16 protein-coding genes are annotated in these 19,157 nt (G+C 65.6%); 6 read left to right on the top strand and 10 right to left on the bottom strand.

The annotated features are described in order from the left end of the window. Positions 1-74 precede the first annotated feature (74 nt). Positions 75-986 carry an acyl-CoA dehydrogenase family protein gene (locus B9C43_RS21920; protein WP_084428724.1) on the top strand — a complete coding sequence of 304 codons (912 nt, stop codon included), beginning with the start codon at positions 75-77 and terminating at the stop codon, positions 984-986. A gap of 10 nt (positions 987-996) precedes the next feature. Here B9C43_RS21920 and hsaB read toward each other — a convergent pair whose 3' ends face one another. The 4 genes from hsaB to hsaA are packed head-to-tail and all read right to left on the bottom strand — an operon-like array spanning position 997 to position 4,494. Beyond that, positions 997-1,527 carry a 3-hydroxy-9,10-secoandrosta-1,3,5(10)-triene-9,17-dione monooxygenase reductase subunit gene (gene hsaB / locus B9C43_RS21925; protein WP_084429144.1) on the bottom strand — a complete coding sequence of 177 codons (531 nt, stop codon included), beginning with the start codon at positions 1,525-1,527 and terminating at the stop codon, positions 997-999. Between the two features lie 41 nt (positions 1,528-1,568). After that, a complete protein-coding gene (gene hsaC / locus B9C43_RS21930) occupies positions 1,569-2,471 on the bottom strand; it encodes an iron-dependent extradiol dioxygenase HsaC (RefSeq protein ID WP_033381451.1) in 903 nt (300 codons plus the stop codon). Continuing rightward, a complete protein-coding gene (hsaD, locus tag B9C43_RS21935; RefSeq protein ID WP_084428725.1) occupies positions 2,471-3,343 on the bottom strand; it encodes a 4,5:9,10-diseco-3-hydroxy-5,9,17-trioxoandrosta-1(10),2-diene-4-oate hydrolase in 873 nt (290 codons plus the stop codon). The genes hsaC and hsaD overlap by 1 nt, the downstream gene beginning before the upstream one ends. Continuing rightward, positions 3,334-4,494 carry a 3-hydroxy-9,10-secoandrosta-1,3,5(10)-triene-9,17-dione monooxygenase oxygenase subunit gene (gene hsaA / locus B9C43_RS21940; protein ID WP_033381453.1) on the bottom strand — a complete coding sequence of 387 codons (1,161 nt, stop codon included), beginning with the start codon at positions 4,492-4,494 and terminating at the stop codon, positions 3,334-3,336. Before hsaA ends, hsaD begins: the two co-directional genes overlap by 10 nt. Positions 4,495-4,742: 248 nt before the next feature. On the opposite strand from hsaA, the gene B9C43_RS21945 reads away from it, so the two are divergent. From B9C43_RS21945 to B9C43_RS21960, 4 genes are all read left to right on the top strand, one after another. Next, positions 4,743-5,117: a hypothetical protein gene (locus tag B9C43_RS21945; RefSeq protein ID WP_084428726.1), complete on the top strand. Its 375-nt coding sequence runs from the start codon at positions 4,743-4,745 to the stop codon at positions 5,115-5,117. Positions 5,118-5,148: 31 nt separating this feature from the next. Next, a complete protein-coding gene (locus B9C43_RS21950) occupies positions 5,149-7,347 on the top strand; it encodes a (Fe-S)-binding protein (protein WP_200825659.1) in 2,199 nt (732 codons plus the stop codon). Between the two features lie 90 nt (positions 7,348-7,437). Next, positions 7,438-8,256, top strand: a complete 819-nt coding sequence (locus B9C43_RS21955; RefSeq protein WP_084428728.1) for a glycoside hydrolase family 16 protein — start codon at positions 7,438-7,440, stop codon at positions 8,254-8,256. 47 nt (positions 8,257-8,303) lie between these two features. Continuing rightward, positions 8,304-10,802 carry a chondroitinase-B domain-containing protein gene (locus B9C43_RS21960; protein WP_084428729.1) on the top strand — a complete coding sequence of 833 codons (2,499 nt, stop codon included), beginning with the start codon at positions 8,304-8,306 and terminating at the stop codon, positions 10,800-10,802. Between the two features lie 4 nt (positions 10,803-10,806). Here B9C43_RS21960 and B9C43_RS21965 read toward each other — a convergent pair whose 3' ends face one another. Continuing rightward, positions 10,807-11,490: a TetR/AcrR family transcriptional regulator gene (locus B9C43_RS21965; RefSeq protein ID WP_084428730.1), complete on the bottom strand. Its 684-nt coding sequence runs from the start codon at positions 11,488-11,490 to the stop codon at positions 10,807-10,809. Between the two features lie 85 nt (positions 11,491-11,575). Here B9C43_RS21965 and B9C43_RS21970 point away from each other — a divergent pair, with 85 nt between their 5' ends. Continuing rightward, complete coding sequence (locus B9C43_RS21970; RefSeq protein ID WP_084428731.1) at positions 11,576-13,651, top strand: MMPL family transporter; 2,076 nt, start codon at positions 11,576-11,578, stop codon at positions 13,649-13,651. A 44-nt stretch (positions 13,652-13,695) separates the two neighbouring features. On the opposite strand, the gene B9C43_RS21975 is transcribed toward B9C43_RS21970, so the two are convergent. The 5 genes from B9C43_RS21975 to B9C43_RS21995 all read right to left on the bottom strand — a co-directional run bounded on the left by B9C43_RS21975 (position 13,696) and on the right by B9C43_RS21995 (position 19,082). Next, entirely contained in the window at positions 13,696-14,748 is a 1,053-nt protein-coding gene (locus B9C43_RS21975) for a hypothetical protein (protein ID WP_051895042.1), read from the bottom strand. A 91-nt stretch (positions 14,749-14,839) separates the two neighbouring features. Then, the gene (gene dmpG / locus B9C43_RS21980; protein WP_084428733.1) at positions 14,840-15,838 is read right to left on the bottom strand and encodes a 4-hydroxy-2-oxovalerate aldolase; all 999 of its coding nucleotides are present in this window, start codon (positions 15,836-15,838) and stop codon (positions 14,840-14,842) included. Next, a complete protein-coding gene (locus tag B9C43_RS21985) occupies positions 15,792-16,706 on the bottom strand; it encodes an acetaldehyde dehydrogenase (acetylating) (RefSeq protein ID WP_084428734.1) in 915 nt (304 codons plus the stop codon). Before B9C43_RS21985 ends, dmpG begins: the two co-directional genes overlap by 47 nt. Next, positions 16,706-17,488, bottom strand: coding sequence for a 2-keto-4-pentenoate hydratase (locus tag B9C43_RS21990; protein WP_033381463.1), 783 nt, complete (start codon positions 17,486-17,488; stop codon positions 16,706-16,708). Before B9C43_RS21990 ends, B9C43_RS21985 begins: the two co-directional genes overlap by 1 nt. Next, on the bottom strand, positions 17,475-19,082 hold the full coding sequence (locus tag B9C43_RS21995) for an FAD-binding protein (protein ID WP_235038757.1): 1,608 nt from the start codon (positions 19,080-19,082) through the stop codon (positions 17,475-17,477). Before B9C43_RS21995 ends, B9C43_RS21990 begins: the two co-directional genes overlap by 14 nt. Between the last annotated feature and the right edge of the window lie 75 nt (positions 19,083-19,157).

Raw genomic sequence — 19,157 nt, forward strand, 5'->3', positions numbered from 1 at the left:
CGCACCCGCTACCGAGTGACGCGGCACAGGGTCAATCCGTAGCAAACCAAGCGATTGTTTGGTTTGATGAGCGTATGCTGAGCGCGGAACACGAGGATCTGAGAGACGCCGTGCGGGCAATGCTCAGCCGCGGCAACGCCTCGTGGTCTGGCCTGTGCCAACAGATCGGCGTCGCCGGGCTTGCCGTACCCGAGGAGTACGGCGGGGCGGGCGCGACATTGCTCGAAGCCCATGTCGTGCTTGAGGAAACCGGTCGCGTACTGGCACCTGTCCCCATGCTGTCGGCCACTGTGGCTGCTCACGCCCTTCTGCTCAGCGGTGACAAGTCCGTGTGCGCGGATCTGCTGCCGGGGATCGTGGAAGGAACCACTATCGCGACCGTGATGTGGGCGGATTCGCTTACTGAAACGGTTCGGTACGTCCTTGATGGGGATACGGCCGATGTGCTGATCGTCTCAACACCCGACGGTCTTTTTCTCGGCGATTCCAGGCATCGCGTGCATACGCCCACCATGGACGAAAGCAGGCGACTGGCGACCGTGCGTCTTTCGGGCGGAACCCGAATCGGACCACCCGCACCGCAGTTGCGTGACATCGCGTTGGTCGCACAGACCGCCGAACAAGTCGGGGCCGCGCAACAATGCCTGGACATGACCGTGGAATACACCAAAACCCGAGTGCAATTCGGCCGTCCGATCGGGAGTTTCCAGGCGTTGAAACACCGGATGGCGGATATGCACGTACTCGTGGAGACCGCGCGGTCGATCTCGTACGCGGCCGTCGAGAAGCTCGACCTCGCGGCGGCCGCCGCGGTCAGCTGCGGCGAGACACTGTCCTTTGTGGCCGGTGAGATGATCCAGCTGCACGGCGGGATCGCGATAACCTGGGAGCACGACGCGCACCGGTATTTCAAGCGGGCGCACAACAGCGTGCATTTGTTCGGCCAGCCACACGAGCACGTGGCCAGAATGTCCCGGACGATCTAGAGGTACGTCCCTAGATCCAGTCGTTGTGCTTTGACCACGTGAAAAGGTGGTCCAGCATGGCGTTCGGCTTGCGTTCGGCTTTCGCGTCGGTCGCCGTGTAGCGGCCTCGGTAGAACAGCAGCGGCTGGGCGTCCCGGCAGGCACCCAGTTGTCGCACCCGGCCGATCACGACGTAGTGGTCGCCCGCGTCACGGACTTCCTCGACGTCACAATCGACCCAGGTCAGCACGCCGTCCAGGATGGGCGCGCCGCTCGGCGCCGGACTCCACCCGGTCTCCGCGAACTTGTCCGCACCCGCCCGGCCGAACACCGACGAGACGTCCTGCTGGTCCTCGGCCAGCACGTTCACGCAGAACTTTCCGGTCTGCGAAATCGCCTGCCAGGTACGGGAAGTACGCCCCGGGCAGAACAGCACGAGCGGCGGGTCCAGCGACAACGCGGCGAACGCCTGGCAGGCGAACCCGACCGGGCCTTCGCCGGTGATCACTGTGACGCCCGTGCAGAAGTGGCCGAGCACCTTGCGGAAGTCAGCGGTCGGCATGGTTGTCACATCGGCTGTCACAGTGGCGGCCGGCTTGGTGTTCACTGTTTCGCGCCCACGCTGAAGTCGTGGCCCCACAGGCTGACCGCGGTGCTTTCCCGCGCGATCCACGATTCGTCGTCGACCTGCCGTCCCTCACACCCGAATTCCACGTCGAACCCGCCGGGTGTCTTCATGTAGAACGACAACATCAGGTCGTTGACGTGCCTGCCCAGCGTCGCGGACATCGGGACCTTGCGGCGCAGCGCGCGGTCCAGCGTCAGCCCGACGTCGTCGCTGTTCTCGACCTCGACCATCAGGTGCACGATCCCGCTCGGCGTCGGCATCGGCAGGAAAGCCAGGCTGTGGTGACGCGGGTTGCAGCCGAAGAACCGCAACCACGCGGGCGGTCCGTCCGCGGGGCGGCCGACAAGTTGCGGTGGCAAGCGCATGGAGTCGCGGAGTTTGAACCCGAGCACATCGCGGTAGAACCGAAGCGCCGCTTCGTCGTCGTGTGTGGACAGCACAACGTGCCCAAGTCCTTGTTCGGCGGTCACGAACTTGTGGCCGTAGGGGCTGACCACGCGGCGGTGTTCCAGCGCCGCGCCGTGGAAGACCTCGAGGGTGTTGCCGGACGGGTCGTCGAACCTGATCAGCTCGACCACACGGCGATCCGCGAGCTCAGCCGGGGTCCCTTCCTTGTAGGGCACACCGGCCGAGTCGAGACTCTTGCGGACCTCGTCCAGTTCGGCCGCGTTCGCGGTCTCCCAGCCCGACTGCGCGAGCCGGTCGGTCTCGCCCGGGAAGATCACCAGTCGTGCCGGGAAGTCGTCCATCCGCAGGTACAACGCGTTGGGATCGCTGCCTTTGCCTTCGACCATGCCGAGCACCTTGAGGCCGTACTCACGCCACTTCGGCATGTCGGTGGCCTCGATCCGCAGGTAGCCCAGCTGCCGGATACCCATCACGCACTCCTCAGGAAGTCGAGGGTGAGCCGGTTGAACTCGGCGAACTTCTCCAGCTGCGCCCAGTGTCCACATCGGCCGAACACGTGCAACTGCGCCCGCGGAATGAGTTTCAGCGCGAGCAGGGCGCCGTCGAGCGGGTTGACCCGGTCCTCACGGCCCCACACCAGCAGGACACGTTGCCGCAGCTTGTACGCCTCACGCCAGAGCATGCCCTCTTCGAACGTCTCCGGGCTGGTGAACGACTTTCCCATGGATGCCATGGCGCGCAACGACTCCGGATCCGCGGCCACCCGATAGCGTTCTTCGATCAGCTCGTCGGTGACCAGGGACTGGTCGTACACGAGGGTCTTCAGGAAGTCGCCCAGCTTTTCCTTGGACGGCCCGGGTGGCGCGGCGAAGGCGTAGAGCCGTTTGATCCCTTCGGTCGGGTCGGGCGCGAATACGTTGACACCCAGGCCACCCGGCGCCATCAGGACAAGACGTCCGGCGCGGTCGGGGTGCCTCAGCGCGAATCGCACCGCGGTCCCACCGCCAAGCGAGTTGCCGACGAGGTGAACCTTTTCAATGCCAAGGGAGTCGAGCAGACCCACGAGCGCGTCGGCGCTGAAGGTGAAGAACTGGCCGGTGATCTCCGGCTTGTCCGAATGCCCGAAACCCGGTTGGTCGACGAGCAATGTCCGGTGGTGCTCGGCGAAAACCTCGAGGTTGCGGCCGAAGTTGCTCCACGCCGACGCGCCCGGCCCGCCACCGTGCAGCATCACGACCGGCTCGCCTTCACCAGCCTCGTGAAAATGCAGCTTCAGGTCAGGTCCTGCCTGCGCGGTACGAGAAGTGGATTCGAACGTCGCCGCGTTGTTTGTCACAGCCATGCGTCCTGCACCTTCAAACCCAGTTCGGCCTTGCCGTACATGGCAAGCGCGCGTTCGGGGTCGTTGATCGCGTGCACTCGCCCGGCGTGCGCGTCCCGCCAGAACCGCTGGATCGGGGTGCCCGCGTTCAGGGCCTTGCCGCCGGAGTTCTCGAAAAGCCGGTCCACCGCGCCGATTGCCCGTGACGTCGCTTTGACTTGATCACGCCTGATCCGCATGCGCAGATCGAACGGCACCTTTTCACCGGCGACCACATGCTTGTACGCGGTCCCGATGTTGTGTTCCAGCTGCAGCCACGCGGCGTCGATGTCGCTTGCCGCTTCGGCGACTCGAACCTGCGAGTACGGGTCCTCCGCGGCTTTGTTGCCGTATGAAGCACGGACTCGTTCCTGCATATAGGAAACGTGCGATTCGTACGCACCCGTCGCCATTCCCACGACCGGAGCGGCGATCGAATAGGAGAACACCGACGCGAACGGGAGCTTGTACAGCGGGCCTGTGTTCACTTCCTGGCCGGGGCACACGCACTTGCCGGTGTCCATGAAGCTCAAGGTCCGGTATTCGGGCACGAACACGTCGTCGACCAGGATGTCGTTGCTTCCCGTGCCGCGCAGGCCGACGGTGTCCCAGACGTCTTCGATCTTGTAGTCGGAGATGGGCAGCAGGAAAGTCCGGAAGTCCACCGGATTGCCGTCGTCGCCGAGCACCAGGCCGCCGAGGAAGACCCAGGACGCGTGGTCACAGCCGGACGAGAAGCTCCACCGCCCGGAGAACCGGAACCCGCCGTCGACCGGTGTGGCCCGCCCCATCGGCGCGTACGACGAGGAGATCCGGGTGTCCTGGTCCTCGCCCCACACGTCCTGCTGCGCCTGCGCCGGGAACAACCCGAGTTGCCACGGATGACAGCCCAGCACCGACGAGACCCAGCCGGTGGAACCGCACGCACTGGAGATCAGGCGGACGGATCGGTAGAAGTCGAGTGGGTCGGACTCGAGGCCGCCGTGCCTGGCCGGCTGCAGGAGCCGGAAGAACCCGGTCTGCCGGAGCGACTCAATCGATTCCGCCGGGACCTTGCGCAGATCCTCGGTCTCCTGGGCGCGTTCCCGCAGTACCGGCAGGAGTTCCCGGACCGCGTCGACGACCTCGCTCATCAGCAGCTCCCGAACTGGAACGTGTTCTCCCTACCGCCACAGACTAGAACACGTTCCAGTTTCTGTCGATGCGCGGGCATGCGCGACGCGAGGTTCACGCCGCCATCCCGTGCAGCCACAAGGAAAAGAAGGCCAGGCTTGCCTAACCTTGCCGAACCATCGCTAACCCGAACGGGTGGTACCCGTTGGTAAAGAATCGTGAGTAGCCTCCGGAGAGATAGTGGCGCCGGTCACAGGGAGGCTCACGGATGCGACACGGCTTGGCACAGTGCCTGACGTGTGGCTCCCGGTGTGCGTACTGCGATCTGCCGGTCTTGCTCACGAGCGAACGCGAGCATCCCGGCTACGGCGTGGTCGAGCAGGTCAGCGACCTTGGCGGACTGCCAGGGCTGGGCCTGCTGCACTCGTTCTGCCGGGACTCGGCGCGGTCACGCAGCGCGGCCCGGCGTGGGCTTGTTGTCAGAAGGGCGTATCTCGGACGCGCCACCGAGCGTTATGAAGCGCATCTGCCACAGCGGCCTTACGATCGCCTCGGGGTTTGTCCGGGTGACGGGCAGCGGTGGCGGATTGCGAAGATGCGGTACGCGTGCAAGGCGTGCCGTTACTACACAAGCTCACACTGACAGTCCTAATTGACGGGGTTGGGTCTACGTGCTGGTCGTTCGTCTCGTTCTAGGTCTATTGATGACCGTTGTCGGGCTTGGGTTCGCCGTGCAGCGGATCCTGTGGTTGAACAAGCTGATCCGGTCGGGTCAGCCCGACCAGGACCGATCCGACAACCTGGGCAAACGCGTCGCCGCGCACCTCGCCGAGGTGTTCGCCCAGCGCAAGCTGCTGAAGTGGTCCGTGCCCGGCCTGGCGCACCTGTTCACGTTCTGGGGCTTCGTGATCCTGGCGTCGGTGTACCTCGAGGCGTACGGCGCGCTGTTCGACGAGAAGTTCGCGATCCCCTTCATCGGGCACTGGTCCGTGCTGGGCTTCCTGCAGGACTTCATCGCGGTGATGGTCGCGGTGTCCCTCGTGGTCTTCGCGATCCTGCGGATCAGGCAGTCACCGGAGCGCAACCAGCGCAAGTCCCGCTTCTACGGCTCGCACACCGGTGGCGCGTGGCTCATCCTCTTCATGATCTTCAACGTCGTCTGGACGATGTTCCTGTTCCGCGGCGCGTCCGCGGCGGCGGGCAACTTGCCGTACGAGAGCGGCGCGTTCGTCTCGCTCGGTGTCGGCAACCTGCTCGAACCGCTCGGTCACAGCGCGAACGAGGTCATCGAGACGATCGGGCTGCTGCTGCACATCGGCGTGATGCTGAGCTTCCTGATCATCGTGCTGCACTCCAAGCACCTGCACATCTTCCTCGCGCCGATCAACGTCACCGCCAAGCGGCTGCCGGACGGCCTCGGCCCGTTGCTGCCGATGAAGTCGCACGGCAAGCCGATCGACTTCGAGGACCCGGGCGAGGACGACGTGTTCGGCCGGGGCAAGATCGAGGACTTCACCTGGAAGGGCATGCTGGACTTCGCCACGTGCACGGAGTGCGGCCGCTGCCAGTCCCAGTGCCCGGCGTGGAACACCGGCAAGCCGTTGTCCCCCAAGCTGGTGATCATGGACCTGCGCGACCACATGTTCGCGAAGGCGCCGTACATGATCGGCGGTAAGCAAGAGCCCGAGGGCGGTGTCGTCGAGAAGGCCGTCGACGAAGGCGAACACCACCACAACGTGCCCGAGGCCGGCTTCCCGCGCGTGCCGGGTGATCAGGCGGGACGGCCGCTCGTCGGAACCGCGGAACAAGGCGGCGTGATCGACCCCGACGTGCTGTGGTCGTGCACCACCTGCGGGGCGTGCGTCGAGCAGTGCCCGGTGGACATCGAACACGTCGACCACATCGTCGACATGCGGCGTTACCAGGTGATGATCGAATCGGAGTTCCCGACCGAGCTCGGCACGCTGTTCCGCAACCTGGAGACCAAGGGCAACCCCTGGGGCCAGAACAACAACGAGCGGATGGACTGGGCGAAGGGCCTGGACTTCGAGGTGCCGGTGTTCGACGGCGAGCTGGCGTCCGATGTGGAGTACGTGTACTGGATCGGCTGTGCGGGTGCGTTCGACGACAACGCCCGCCGGACCGTCCGGGCGACCGCGGAGCTGCTGCACCTGGCAGGCGTGAAGTACGTCGTGCTGGGCAAGGAGGAAAGCTGCACCGGCGACCCGGCGCGGCGCTCGGGCAACGAGTTCCTCTTCCAGATGATGGCCCAGCAGACGGTGGAGATGCTGAACGCCGTCTTCGAGGGCCGCGAGCCACTGCAGCGCAAGATCGTGACGACCTGCCCGCACTGCATGAACACCCTCGGCCGGGAATACCCGCAGCTGGAAGGGCACTACGAGGTCGTGCACCACACGCAGCTGCTGAACCGCCTGGTGCAGGCCGGAAAGCTCACTCCAGTGGCTCCTGCCGACCCGGCTGGGCCTGGCGTGACGTACCACGACCCGTGCTATCTCGGCCGCCACAACAAGGTCTACACGCCGCCGCGTGAGCTGATCGGCGCGGCGGGCGCTTCCCTCACCGAAATGCCGCGGCACGCTGACCGTTCGCTGTGCTGTGGCGCGGGCGGTGCTCGGATGTGGATGGAGGAGCGGATCGGCAAGCGCGTCAACGAGGAACGTGTCGATGAAGCGCTGACGACCGGCACCGACACCGTCGTCACGGGCTGCCCGTTCTGCCGCGTGATGATCAACGACGGGTTGACCGCGCGGCAAAGCGAAGGCAAGGGCGAAGGCGTTGCGGTGAAGGACGTTTCCCAGCTCCTGCTGGAATCGGTCAAGCGGTCCGAGAAGAACATCCCCGCGGCGGACTGACGGTCAGCCTCCCTCTCGAGGGCCCCGGGGACCGGTCCCCGGGGCCCTCCGCGACTGTGTGGTCGCAATGCATGACTGAGGGAGGTCACTATGGGCACGAGCCGGGGCCGACCGCTGATGCCGACATTGCTGATGACAGCGCTTTTGACACTGTCGTCGGTATCGGTGTCGTCAGCGGAACAGGCATCAGGCGAGACCGACGAAAGCCAGGCAGCGGTCCGGTACGGCTGGGGCACGCCGCTGTCGATCTCCGACGAGTTCGACTACACCGGGCCGGTGAACCCAGACAAGTGGGCCGTACCGAGTGGCAATGAAGGCGGCACGGCCGGATGCTGGCCGGGGCACGCGGGCAACGGCCGACGGTGCGCGAAGAACAGCACGGTGGCCGACGGCATCATGACGATGCGTGGTGAGGCCAACGGTGACACCGGGTGGCTGCGGCAGAAGCTGGACCGTCAGTACGGCCGATGGGAAATCCGGTCGCGCTCCCGCAACATCGGCGCCTCCGGCGGTCTTTACCACGTGCTGCACCTGATCTGGCCCACATCCGGCAAACGGCTGCAGGACGGTGAGTACGACTGGGTGGAGTACTCCAACCCGGACGCGCAGTGCCTGCAGGCTTTCCTGCACTACCCGAAGAGCCCGTCGGACAAGAAGGAACGCCGCGAACAGTGTCCGGTCGACATGACCCAGTGGCACAACTTCGCGTTCGAGTGGACCTCGGCCGGTCTGGCCGGCTACGTCGACGGCGTGGAGTGGTTCCGCCTGTCCGGCGGCGCCAACGCCGACCGGGGTGACATCCAGGCGATGCCGTCCGGTCACCTCAACATCCAGCTCGACAACTTCACCGGCGAGAGCGGCCTGCGTCCTGCGGTGTTCGAGGTCGACTGGGTCCGCGTCTACGCCTGACCCGCTTCACCGGGAAACAAAACTGGGGAAACAAGAAGCGAGGAGCAATGAAAAGACTTTGCCATGCGGTTCTGGCCGCGGTGCTCGCGGCCGGGATGGTGGGTGCCTCCGGCACGGAAGCGCTCGCGGCGGGGTCGCCGCTGCCCATCAAGGCTGTGGTGGCCAGCGCCGACGACGGCAACGTCCCGGCCAACACCCTCGACAACAACCTGGACACCCGCTGGTCGGCCGAGGGCGACGGGGTGTGGATCCAGTACGACCTCGGCTCGGCACAGACCGTTGGTTCGGTCTCGATCGCCTGGCACAAGGGCGACACCAGGCGGGACACGTTCGACGTGGAGCTGTCCGGCGACGGATCGTCGTGGACGCCCGTACTGACCAGGAAGGCCAGCAGCGGCAGCACGCTTGGGCTGCAGAACTACGACTTCTCGGACAGTTCCGGCCGCTACGTGCGCATTGTCGGCCACGGCAACACGGTCAACAACTGGACCAGTATCACCGAGGCGACCGTCAACGGGGCCGACGGCGGCGGTGGCGGTACGTGTGACTATCCGGCTGACGTGCTGGACCTGAAGAACTGGTACATCGGGTTGCCGATCGGCGAACCTGAGAAGCCGAAGAACGTCGAACAGCCGCAACTGGCCACGTATTCGATCGACCCCTGGTTCCGCGCGACCGAGGACTGCACCGCGGTCCAGTTCCGTGCCGCGGTCAACGGGGTCACCACCAGCGGATCCAGCTACCCGCGCTCGGAACTGCGGGAGATGTCCGGATCCGCGAAAGCCAGCTGGTCCTCCACCTCGGGCACGCACACCATGGTCATCGACCAGGCGATCACCGCGCTGCCCAAGGAAAAGCCGGACATCGTGGCCGGGCAGATCCACGGCGGCAGCGATGACCTCTCGGTCTTCCGGCTGGAAGGCAGCAAGCTCTACGTCACCGACGAAGACGAGAAGCACACGCTGCTGACCGACAAGTACGTGCTGGGCACCAGGTTCCAGGCGAAGTTCGAAGTCAGCGACGGGAAGATCAGGGCGTACTACAACGGCGCGCTGAAGGCCACGATCTCGAAGAACTTCTCGACTGGCTACTTCAAGGCGGGCGCCTACACCCAGGCAAACTGCAGCAAGTCCTCGCCCTGCAACGAAAGCAACTACGGCGAGGTGAAGATCTACGGGCTGACCGTGACCCACACCGGCAACCAGGCTCCCGGTCGCACGGTGAACGTCGCGAACTCGACCCAGCTGCAGAACGCGTTCAGCGGCGCGCAGGCCGGTGACCGCATCGTGCTGGCCGACGGTCAGTACAAGATCGGCAAGCTGAGCGGCAAGAACGGAACAGCGAGCCAGCCGATCACCGTCGTCGCGGCCAACCGCGGCAAGGCAGTGATCAACGACGGGCAGCTGGAGGTGGCGAACTCCTCGTACGTCACCTTCGAAGGTCTGAAGTGGACGAACAAGACCACACTGAAGATCACCAGCTCGAACAACGTCCGGCTGACCCGCAACCACTTCCGGCTGGCCGAGGAGTCCTCGCTGAAGTGGGTGCTCATCGGCGGGGCGAACAGCCACCACAACCGGATCGACCACAACCTGTTCGAGGAGAAGCACCAGCTGGGCAACTTCATCACGATCGACGGGTCGGACACGCAGCAGTCCCAGCACGACCTGATCGACCACAACCACTTCCGCAACATCGGTCCCCGCGCGCAGAACGAGATGGAGGCCATCCGCGTCGGCTGGAGCGAGATCTCCCAGTCGAGCGGGTTCACCGTGATCGAGTCGAACCTGTTCGAGAACTGCGACGGTGACCCGGAGATCATCTCCGTGAAGAGCAACGACAACACCGTCCGGTACAACACGTTCCGCACCTCACAGGGCACGTTGTCGCACCGGCACGGCAACCGCGGCACGCTCAACGGCAACTTCTTCCTCGGCGAGGGGAAGGCGGGAACCGGCGGGATCCGGATCTACGGCCAGGACCACAAGATCTACAACAACTACTTCGAGGGCCTGACCGGCACCGGCCACGACGCCGCGCTGCAAGTCGACGGCGGAGACGTGGACACCTCGGGCGCGCTCAACGCCCACTGGCGGGTGTACCGGGCGACGGTCGTGAACAACACCTTCGTCAACAACGTGTCGAACATCGAGGTCGGCGCCAACTACAACCTCGCCCCGGTCGACTCGACCATCGCCGACAACGTGGTCACCGGCAGCCAGGGCAAGCTGTTCAACGAACGCAAGGTGCCCGTGAACATGACCTACGCCGGAAACATCGGCTGGCCGACCGGGTCGGCCACCGTCGGCGTCACCAATGGTGTGCGGACGGTTGACCCGCTGCTTGCCCGCGACGGTTCCGTGCACCGTCTCGGCGCAGGGAGCCCGGCGATCGACGCCGGCAGCGGCGGCCACCCGTTCGTGACCGATGACATGGACGGTCAGGCACGCGTCGGCAGCGTCGATGCCGGTGCGGATGAGCACTCGTCGTCGGGGGTCACCCGAGGCCCGTTGACCGCGGCGGACGTCGGCCCAGACGCAGCCTGAGCCATCACGGCATCCTGGTATCAGCGAGAACGTCGGCGACCAGCTGGTCGTCGACGTTTTTGCTGCTCAGCCCCTTCATCAGGATGGTCATCATGCGTTCGACCGCGCTCTCGCGCATCTCGTCGGGCAAGTCGCGCATGGGGCCGTCGATGAGGAGCATGGAGAACCCGTGCACCGAGCACCACGGGGTCAGTTCGGCCATGGGGCGATCCGCCGGGTTGAGGTGACCGACTTCCACCAACTTGTCCAAGCCTCGGACGAGCAACTGGAATGCTTCGTCGACTTTGGACAGTGCGTTGCCGTCCACCATGGACCCGCCTTGCTCGAAGGCCGTCCGGAACAACCCGGGTTCACTTGTGGCGAAACGGATGTAGCCACGGCCGATCGCGCACAACGTTCCCATCGCCTGGCGAACCGGGTCAGTGGTGGGCCGCAGCGCGTCGATCCGCGCTTGCATGGTCGCGGCCAAGCCGTCCAGCGCGTAGTCCTTGGCGGCTTGAAGCAGCTGGTCGTGGTTCTCGAAGTGGCGGTACGCGGCGGTCGGGGTGACGCCCGCGGCCTTCGCAGCGGCCCGCACGGTCACGGCCTTGGGTCCGCCTTGCTCCGCCAACTGTCCGGCGGCCTTGATCAACGCGTTGCGCAGATCTCCGTGGTGGTAGCCACGTTTCGCCTGGCCTGAGGATCCCATGGGGCCGATGTTGACAGCCGTACACATTCCATGGCAAGTTAACGCCTGCCAAGTTTACGGGTGTACACATCGTTGGGGAGTGCTCATGTTCGGACGGATCGGCCGGTTCGTCACCGGTCACGCCAAGGCGATCCTGGTCGTCACCGTGTTTGTGCTCGCTGGTGCGGGGGCGTTCGGCTTCACCGCGTTCGGCAAGCTGGAGAGCCAGGGCTTCGACGACCCTGCGTCGGAGTCGACGCAGGCCGCTGAGCTGGTCAAAACGCATTTCGGCGGTACGGACAGCCTGGTTGTCCTGATCAAGGGCCGCCTCGACGAACCCGCGGTCCGGCAGGCCGGTGGTGAGCTGACCGGCCAGCTGACCCAAGATCCGGATTTACGCGAGGTCGTCTCGTACTTCAACACCAACGCCCCACCGATGCGGTCGGACGACGGGCAGTACGCGATCGCTGTCGCGAAGGTGAATGACGGAGTCGAGATCGAGAACCTCCGCGAACGCTACGACGGTGTGCGGGGTCCGATCGAAGTGACGCTCGGCGGTGCCGCCGCGGTCAGCACCGACATCACCAACCAGGTCGGCCAGGACTTGCTCGTCGCAGAGGCCATCGCCGTCCCGCTGATCCTGATCCTGCTCGTCATCGCGTTCGGCAGTGTCGTCGCTGCCCTGCTTCCCTTGGCCATCGGCGGAATCGCGATCCTCGGGACGTTCGCGGAACTCGCCGTGCTCGGCTCGATCACCGACGTCTCGGTCTTCGCGATCAACCTGACCACCGCGTTGGGCATGGGTCTCGCGATCGACTACGCGCTGCTGATGGTCAGCCGGTTCCGTGAAGAGCTAGCGCAGGGCGCGAGCATCGACGACGCCACAACGAGAACAGTCCAGACGGCCGGGCGCACGATCTTCTTCAGTGGTCTCGCTGTGATGGCGGCACTGGCCGTGTTGCTGATCTTCCCGATGTACTTCCTGCGTTCGTTCGCCTACGCGGGCGTCGGCGTGGTCGCGATCGCGATGATCGCCGCGATGTTCGTGCTGCCGGCGCTGCTGAAGGCGTTGGGTTACCGGATCAACGCAGGCCGGGTGCTTCGGCGTACGCCCAGCGTCGAGTCGAAGTTCTGGGGCAAGGTCGCCGGCAGCACCATGCGCCGCCCGGCCCGTGCCGCCATCCCAGTCGTCATCGGGCTCGTGCTCGCCGCGATTCCGTTGCTGCACGTGCAGTTCGGGTCGCCCGACGATCGCGTGCTGACCACATCGGCCGATACCAGGATCGTCGGCGACGCTTTGCGCGATCACTTCCCCAACGACGATTCCCGTGCCATCCGGGCGATCGCCACGACCCCGGTCGACGTCAACGCCTACACTCAGCAGCTGTCCGCGTTCCCCGGCGCTGCCAGGGTGACGGCCACGCCCGGCGAGAACGCCACGATGTTCTCGATCGTCCCGCAGTCCGACCCACGCTCGGCCCAGGCCGAAGAACTCGTGTCCTCGATCCGGGCAAGTGGAATGGACCTCAAGGTCGGCGGCGACACCGCGGTCCTGATGGACACCCAGGACGCCATCGGCAGCAGGCTTCCGTTGGCGATCCTGCTGATCGCGTTGACCACGTTCGTCCTGCTGTTCCTGTTCACCGGCAGCATCCTGCAGCCACTGCGTGCCTTGTTGTTCAACGTGCTCGGCCTGTCCGCCACGCTCGGCCTGATGGTCCTGGTGTTCCAGGACGGCTGGCTGTCCGGCTTCCTCGGCTTCACACCGTTGCCGTTGGACACGAGCATGCTCGTACTGCTGTTCTGCATCACCTTCGGACTGTCCATGGACTACGAAGTGTTCGTGCTCAGCCGGATCAAGGAACTCCGCGACCATGGTGCGTCGGCTCATGACGCCGTGGTCACCGGGCTTTCCAGGACAGGCAGGCTCGTCTCCACCGCCGCGGTGCTGCTTGCCGTGAGCCTGCTCGCGTTCGGCACGAGCGGCGTCAGCTTCATCCAGCTCTTCGGTATCGGCAGCGGCCTGGCCATCCTGATCGACGCCACGCTGATCCGTGGCGTGCTCGTCCCGGCAGGCATGCGCCTGCTCGGCAAGGCCGCCTGGTGGTCGCCCGGCTTCCTGCGACGCGTGCACAACCGCGTCGGCATCCAGGAAACCGAGCGAGTGCCCGCGTCGGTCTGATTCGAGGGGTACCGAGGGCTGCCACCGCTGTGGCAGCCCTCGGTTCACTTCCCAGGGGCGAAGGCTCCCGCGAAGAGCAAGACACCGATCAACGTGAGCACGAACAGCAGCGCGAACAGGTAGTGGCGAACGCGTGGTTTGCCTGGCAGCCAACGCAACCCGACCGCCGAGACGACCAGAACGGTGACACCGATCGGAAGCAGCGCACGCCACGCGGCATCGAACGAGTTCAACGGCAAGAACGTATCCGCGCCGTACAACGAGATGATCAGCGCGGGCAGACCCAGTCCGGCCGCGGCGACCGCCGCGAGCAGGTTGAAGCGTTCCTGGGCTTCGGAGTCCGCGGCGACCGCGAACGCCGAGATCCCGGTGAGCAACGAATGCAGCCTGGCGATCTCTTCGGCCAACTGCTCGTCCAACGCCGCGCAGTGCTTCAACGCGTTGCGGTACTGCCGTACCCACTCGGCTTCGCCGGGTTCCGGCGGGAGTTCGTCGCGCACCCGGCGGTAGGTCTCGTCATCCCACATCCAGATCCACAGCCCGTCCCGGATCGCCTTTTGCGCCTGGTCGCGGGCGCGCCCCAAGGCCGTCGACAACTCAATGGTGTCGGCGAGCAGCGGCCGGAGCGATCCACGCCTGCGTTTGGTGAGCAACTGCGCGATCTCACGCTCGAGCTCGTAACGCAAGCTTCGCAACCGAAGCACCTCGTTACGGGACGACTCGGCCAATGCCTTCGTCAGCGTGACAGCCTGCGCGACCGCGTCGCCCTCCATCGGGTACGCAGACGGCAACGGCAGCCCGGAGATCCGTTCAAGCTCGGTCTCACCAGGCACAGCCACATCCTCTGACCAGCCCTTATCCTCGGCACGGGCGGTCTGGCGGACCAACGTCAACTCGACCCCGCCGTCCGGCGTGGCAATCACGCGCCCCTGCCCAATGACCAGCCGACGCTTACCCGGCTCCCCAGATAATCGCAGGTACGGGACAGCGAGGAACGCCTTGGCCGATGTGGCGGTGAATGCTTCCTGCTCGCCGTCGTCATACCCGCCATCACTGGCGCCGTTGACGACTGTGGCCACAACGGTCCGCGAATCCATAAGGCAAGCATATGGCTTAGCGCGACAGCGGATGAGCGGTTTTGGGTAGATGCGCCGCCAGGCAGGCGGCGCATCTACGCTCTCCCAGAGGTCACTTGGCCGCGAGGTTGATGGCGATGTCGGCCAACTGGTCCTCCTGGCCACCGACGAGTTTGCGTTTTCCTGCCTGGACAAGGATTTCCGCGCCCGAAACGCCGTAGCGCTCGGCCTGCCGGTACGCGTGCTTGAGGAAACTCGAGTAGACGCCTGCGTAGCCCATCAGCAGGGCCATCCGGTCGAGTTTGCACTCCTCAGGCATCGCGGGCAGGACCACGTCCTCGGCTGCGTCGACGATCTTGAAGAAGTCGATGCCGGTCTCGATCCCGAGTTTGTCACATACGCCTACGAGCGCCTCGGTTGCCGTATTGCCCGCGCCCGCGCCGAATCGACGCGCGCTGCCGTCGATCTGTTGTGCGCCGGCGCGGATGGCGGCGATGGAGTTGGCGACCGAAAGGCCTAGGTTCTCGTGGCCGTGGAAGCCGACTGTGGCGTCGGATCCCAGCTCGGCGATCAACGCCGACACCCGATCGCTGACCTCTTCGAGTACCAACGCACCCGCCGAGTCCACCACATAGACGCACTGGCAGCCTGCGTCAGCCATGATCCGGCCCTGGCGAGCGATCACCTCGGGCGGTTGGGAATGCGCCATCATCAGGAAGCCCACCGTTTCCAGGCCACGCTCCCGCGCCAGACCGAAGTGCTGCACCGCGATGTCCGCTTCGGTGCAGTGGGTTGCGATCCGGCAGATGGACGCACCGTTGTCTTGTGCTATCAGGATGTCGTCCTTCACGCCGACACCGGGCAGCATCAGGAACGCGATCTTGGCGCGCGTGGCCGTCTCGACCGCTACGGAAATAAGCTCTTGTTCCGGGGTCTTGCTGAAGCCATAGGTGAAGGACGAGCCGCCGAGGCCATCGCCGTGGGTCACCTCGATGACCGGGACGCCCGCGTCGTCCAACGCGGCCACAATGGACCGGACCTCGTCCGAAGTGAACTGGTGACGCTTATGGTGCGAGCCGTCCCGCAGCGACGTGTCCGTGATCCTGATCATTGGCAATCCTTTCGCCGACCCGTACGGCAGCAGCGGTCATGATGTCCAGGTTTCCGGCATACGGCGGCAGGAAGTCCCCTGCCCCTTCGACTTCGATGAACACCGTCACCCTTGCCGGGGCAACGCCTTCGGCCGGGTCGAACTGCGGCTCGTTCAGCAAGCGGTAGCCGGGTACGTACGACGACACCTCCTCGACCATGGCGGACACGGACGCGGCGATCGCGGCATGGTCGGCATCGTCCGGGATCGCGCAGATGATGGTGTCGCGCATGATCATCGGCGGATCGGCCGGGTTCAGCACGATGATCGCCTTGCCTTGCTGCGCGCCGCCCATCACCTCGATGCCCCGGCTCGTGGTCCGGGTGAACTCGTCGATGTTCGCCCGCGTCCCCGGTCCCGCTGACACCGAAGCGACCGACGCCACGATCTCCGCGTACGAGACCGGAACGACACGAGAAACCGACGCCACGATCGGGATCGTCGCCTGGCCACCACAGGTGATCAGGTTGACGTTCGACGCACCCAGGTGTTCGTCGAGGTTCACGGGCGGCACGACGTAAGGCCCGATCGCCGCCGGAGTCAGGTCGATCGCCCGGATCCCGGCTTCCTCGTACCGCGGCGCGTTCGCCCTGTGCACGTAGGCCGAGGTCGCCTCGAACACCAGCTGTGGCGGGTTCGCCGTGGACAGCAACACGTCCACACCGTCCGATGTGGTCTCCAAGCCGAGCGACGCCGCCCGCTTGAGCCCTTCGCTGTCCGGATCGATCCCGACCATCCACACCGGATCGATCACGGAACTGCGCTGGAGCTTGTACAACAGGTCGGTCCCGATGTTGCCGGAACCGACGATCGCAGCCGGAACACCCATCAGCCACCCCCGAACGTCAACGAGACATCACCAAGACCAGAGAACTCAGCCCGGAACGAGTCACCTGGCCGCGCGTCGATCGCCCGCGTGCACGATCCGGGCAACACGATGTGCCCGGCCTTCAACCGGACCCCGAAACTCGCCACCTTGCCTGCCAGCCAGGCGACCGCGGTCACCGGATTGCCGAGCACAGCGTCGGATCTTCCCTTGGCCACTTCCGAGCCGTTGCGCCACAGGACCGCGTCTATGCCGCGGATATCCACATCGGACGGCCGCACCCGCGCGGCGCCCAGCACGAACCCTGCCGAGGAGGCGTTGTCGGCGATGGTGTCCGGCAGCTTGATGTTCCAGTCCACGATCCGGCTGTCGATCAACTCGATCGCCGGGGCCAAGAACGACGTCGCCGCAAGGACATCCTCCTCAGTGCAGCCTTCGCCAGGCAGGTCGGCGCCGAGGATGAACCCGACTTCGACCTCGACGCGGGGATAGCAGTACCTCCCCGCGTCCACCGGCACGTCCTCGGACAAGGCCATGTCGTCGAGCAGGTGGCCGTAGTCCGGTTCGTTCACGCCCATCATCTGCTGCATCGCCTCGGACGACAGGCCGACTTTGTGGCCGAGCACCGGCCGGGCCCGGCGCCGGATGTTGTGCAGCTGGATCTCGTAGGAATCCACCGCGTCGATCCCGGGATAGTCCTGGATCAGCGGTGCGATCGGTGACCGGTCACGCTCGGCCGCGTACAGCCGGTCCGCCGCATCGATGCGTTGGTCAGCCGTGAGCACTTGTCCTCCTCACACTCGCGCTGATGCCCGCTCTCCGACCGGAGAACACGCAATCGGCCAGCGACAACCCGCTGACGTAGGAGTTCGAGCAGATCCCGACGGCAGTGCGGCCGGCCGCGTACAGGCCGTCGACCACCGTGCCGTCGTCCCGGCGGACCGCGCCGGTCTGCTCGTCGACCACAAGCCCGCCGAGCGTGAGCATCGGGCACGGATAGCCCAGGCTCGGCTTGATCGAGATATCCACCAGTGAGTACGGCGGAGCGTCCAGCACCCGCACGAACTCCGCTGGTTTGCCTGCCGGATCGGGGTCTCCGGAGATCGCCGCGACGTTGTGCGCCTCGACGGTCGCGGCCAGGCCGTCCGGATCGATGCCCGCCTTGCGAGCCACCTCCTCCACTGTGGACCCACTGACCCGTTCACGGCCAAGCAGGAACCGGGTCTGCAACCGGTGGAACCACACGGCCTGCGAGCGCAACTGCTTGCGCACGTCTGCGACAAGCGCACTGTCCACGAACAACCAGCCGCGAGCGCCGTGCTTCGTGACCATGTCGTGGCCGAGAGCAGCGCCGTAGCGGGACTCGTCACCGATCCGCTGCCCGTCTGAGGAAACGGCGATGCTGCCCAGGAACGCGCTGGGCGGACTGATGAACCGCCACGCTGACACCCGATCCAGGTACGCGGTGGCGCCTCCGGCCTCAGTCCCCATCAGGATCCCTGCGCCATCGTCGGCCACGGTGCCCAACGCCAGGCCCTTGCGGTAGTCCGGGGCGTGCTCGCGCATCATCTCCCGGTTCGCGACGAACCCGCCCGCAGCCAGGATCACGCCGTTGCGGGCCTGGATGCGGACAGGCTTCCCATAACGCCGTTCCAGTTTCTTGACCCGCCGGTTCAGGGCCTTACGCAGGAACGGTACGTACAAGCCAGGCTTGGCCGCGTACTTCGCGTACACGCGGTGCCTGCGCGCGGCCCAACCGCCGAGCACCGAGCACTCGACGCCGATCACCCGGCCGTTCTCGCTGATCAGGCGCTGCGCAAAGGTTTGCGTGCGGACCCGAGCCGCGGCGCGAGCCGTCTCGGCCAGCCGAGCGAAGAAGACCTTGCCCGAGGTTCCTTTGCCTTTGGTGCGGTGGCCACGGGCAGCGGGTTGCGCGGCGTCACGGAACCCGCCCGCGGACTCGCTGCCCGAGTAGTAGAGGTAATGCTTGTTGCTCGGATAGGACGTCTTGTACGGGCACAAGCTGGCGTCGAACGGCACACCCTGCTTCTCCAGCCAGGCGATCATGTCCACGCTGGAGTCCACGAACTTGCGCAACGTCTCGTCGGACACCACGTCCCCGACTTCCATCCGCAGGTACCGCAGCATCGCGTCCGGTGTGTCCGTAATGCCCGCTGCGGCCTGCTGGGGCGTGCCGCCGCCCGCGTAGACCACACCGCCGGACATCGCGGTCGCGCCGCCGCCACCGAACCGATCCAGCACGAGCACATCCGCTCCTGCCGCGCTCGCCTCGATGGCCGCGCAGGCACCGGCCGCCCCGAAGCCGACGATGACGACATCGGCGCTGTCAGCCCACTCATGTGAAACACGTTTCTGCACTCTCAGACCCGCCTCACAGTGTGTAAATCTGCAGACACCATAGCGCTTGCGGCGACCAAGACTATAACCTGTTCT

This window comes from Kibdelosporangium aridum (assembly GCF_900176515.1).
In the GTDB taxonomy this organism is placed as follows: Bacteria; Actinomycetota; Actinomycetes; order Mycobacteriales; family Pseudonocardiaceae; genus Kibdelosporangium; species Kibdelosporangium aridum.

Excerpts from the sequence above, each read along its gene's own strand:
- B9C43_RS21920 (WP_084428724.1), top strand. The coding sequence starts at position 75 with ATGCTGAGCGCGGAACACGAGGATCTGAGAGACGCCGTGCGGGCAATG.
- hsaB (WP_084429144.1), bottom strand. The coding sequence starts at position 1,527 with ATGCCGACCGCTGACTTCCGCAAGGTGCTCGGCCACTTCTGCACGGGC.
- hsaC (WP_033381451.1), bottom strand. The coding sequence starts at position 2,471 with ATGGGTATCCGGCAGCTGGGCTACCTGCGGATCGAGGCCACCGACATG.
- hsaD (WP_084428725.1), bottom strand. The coding sequence starts at position 3,343 with ATGGCTGTGACAAACAACGCGGCGACGTTCGAATCCACTTCTCGTACC.
- hsaA (WP_033381453.1), bottom strand. The coding sequence starts at position 4,494 with ATGAGCGAGGTCGTCGACGCGGTCCGGGAACTCCTGCCGGTACTGCGG.
- B9C43_RS21945 (WP_084428726.1), top strand. The coding sequence starts at position 4,743 with ATGCGACACGGCTTGGCACAGTGCCTGACGTGTGGCTCCCGGTGTGCG.
- B9C43_RS21955 (WP_084428728.1), top strand. The coding sequence starts at position 7,438 with ATGGGCACGAGCCGGGGCCGACCGCTGATGCCGACATTGCTGATGACA.
- B9C43_RS21960 (WP_084428729.1), top strand. The coding sequence starts at position 8,304 with ATGAAAAGACTTTGCCATGCGGTTCTGGCCGCGGTGCTCGCGGCCGGG.
- B9C43_RS21965 (WP_084428730.1), bottom strand. The coding sequence starts at position 11,490 with ATGGGATCCTCAGGCCAGGCGAAACGTGGCTACCACCACGGAGATCTG.
- B9C43_RS21970 (WP_084428731.1), top strand. The coding sequence starts at position 11,576 with ATGTTCGGACGGATCGGCCGGTTCGTCACCGGTCACGCCAAGGCGATC.
- B9C43_RS21975 (WP_051895042.1), bottom strand. The coding sequence starts at position 14,748 with ATGGATTCGCGGACCGTTGTGGCCACAGTCGTCAACGGCGCCAGTGAT.
- dmpG (WP_084428733.1), bottom strand. The coding sequence starts at position 15,838 with ATGATCAGGATCACGGACACGTCGCTGCGGGACGGCTCGCACCATAAG.
- B9C43_RS21985 (WP_084428734.1), bottom strand. The coding sequence starts at position 16,706 with ATGGGTGTTCCGGCTGCGATCGTCGGTTCCGGCAACATCGGGACCGAC.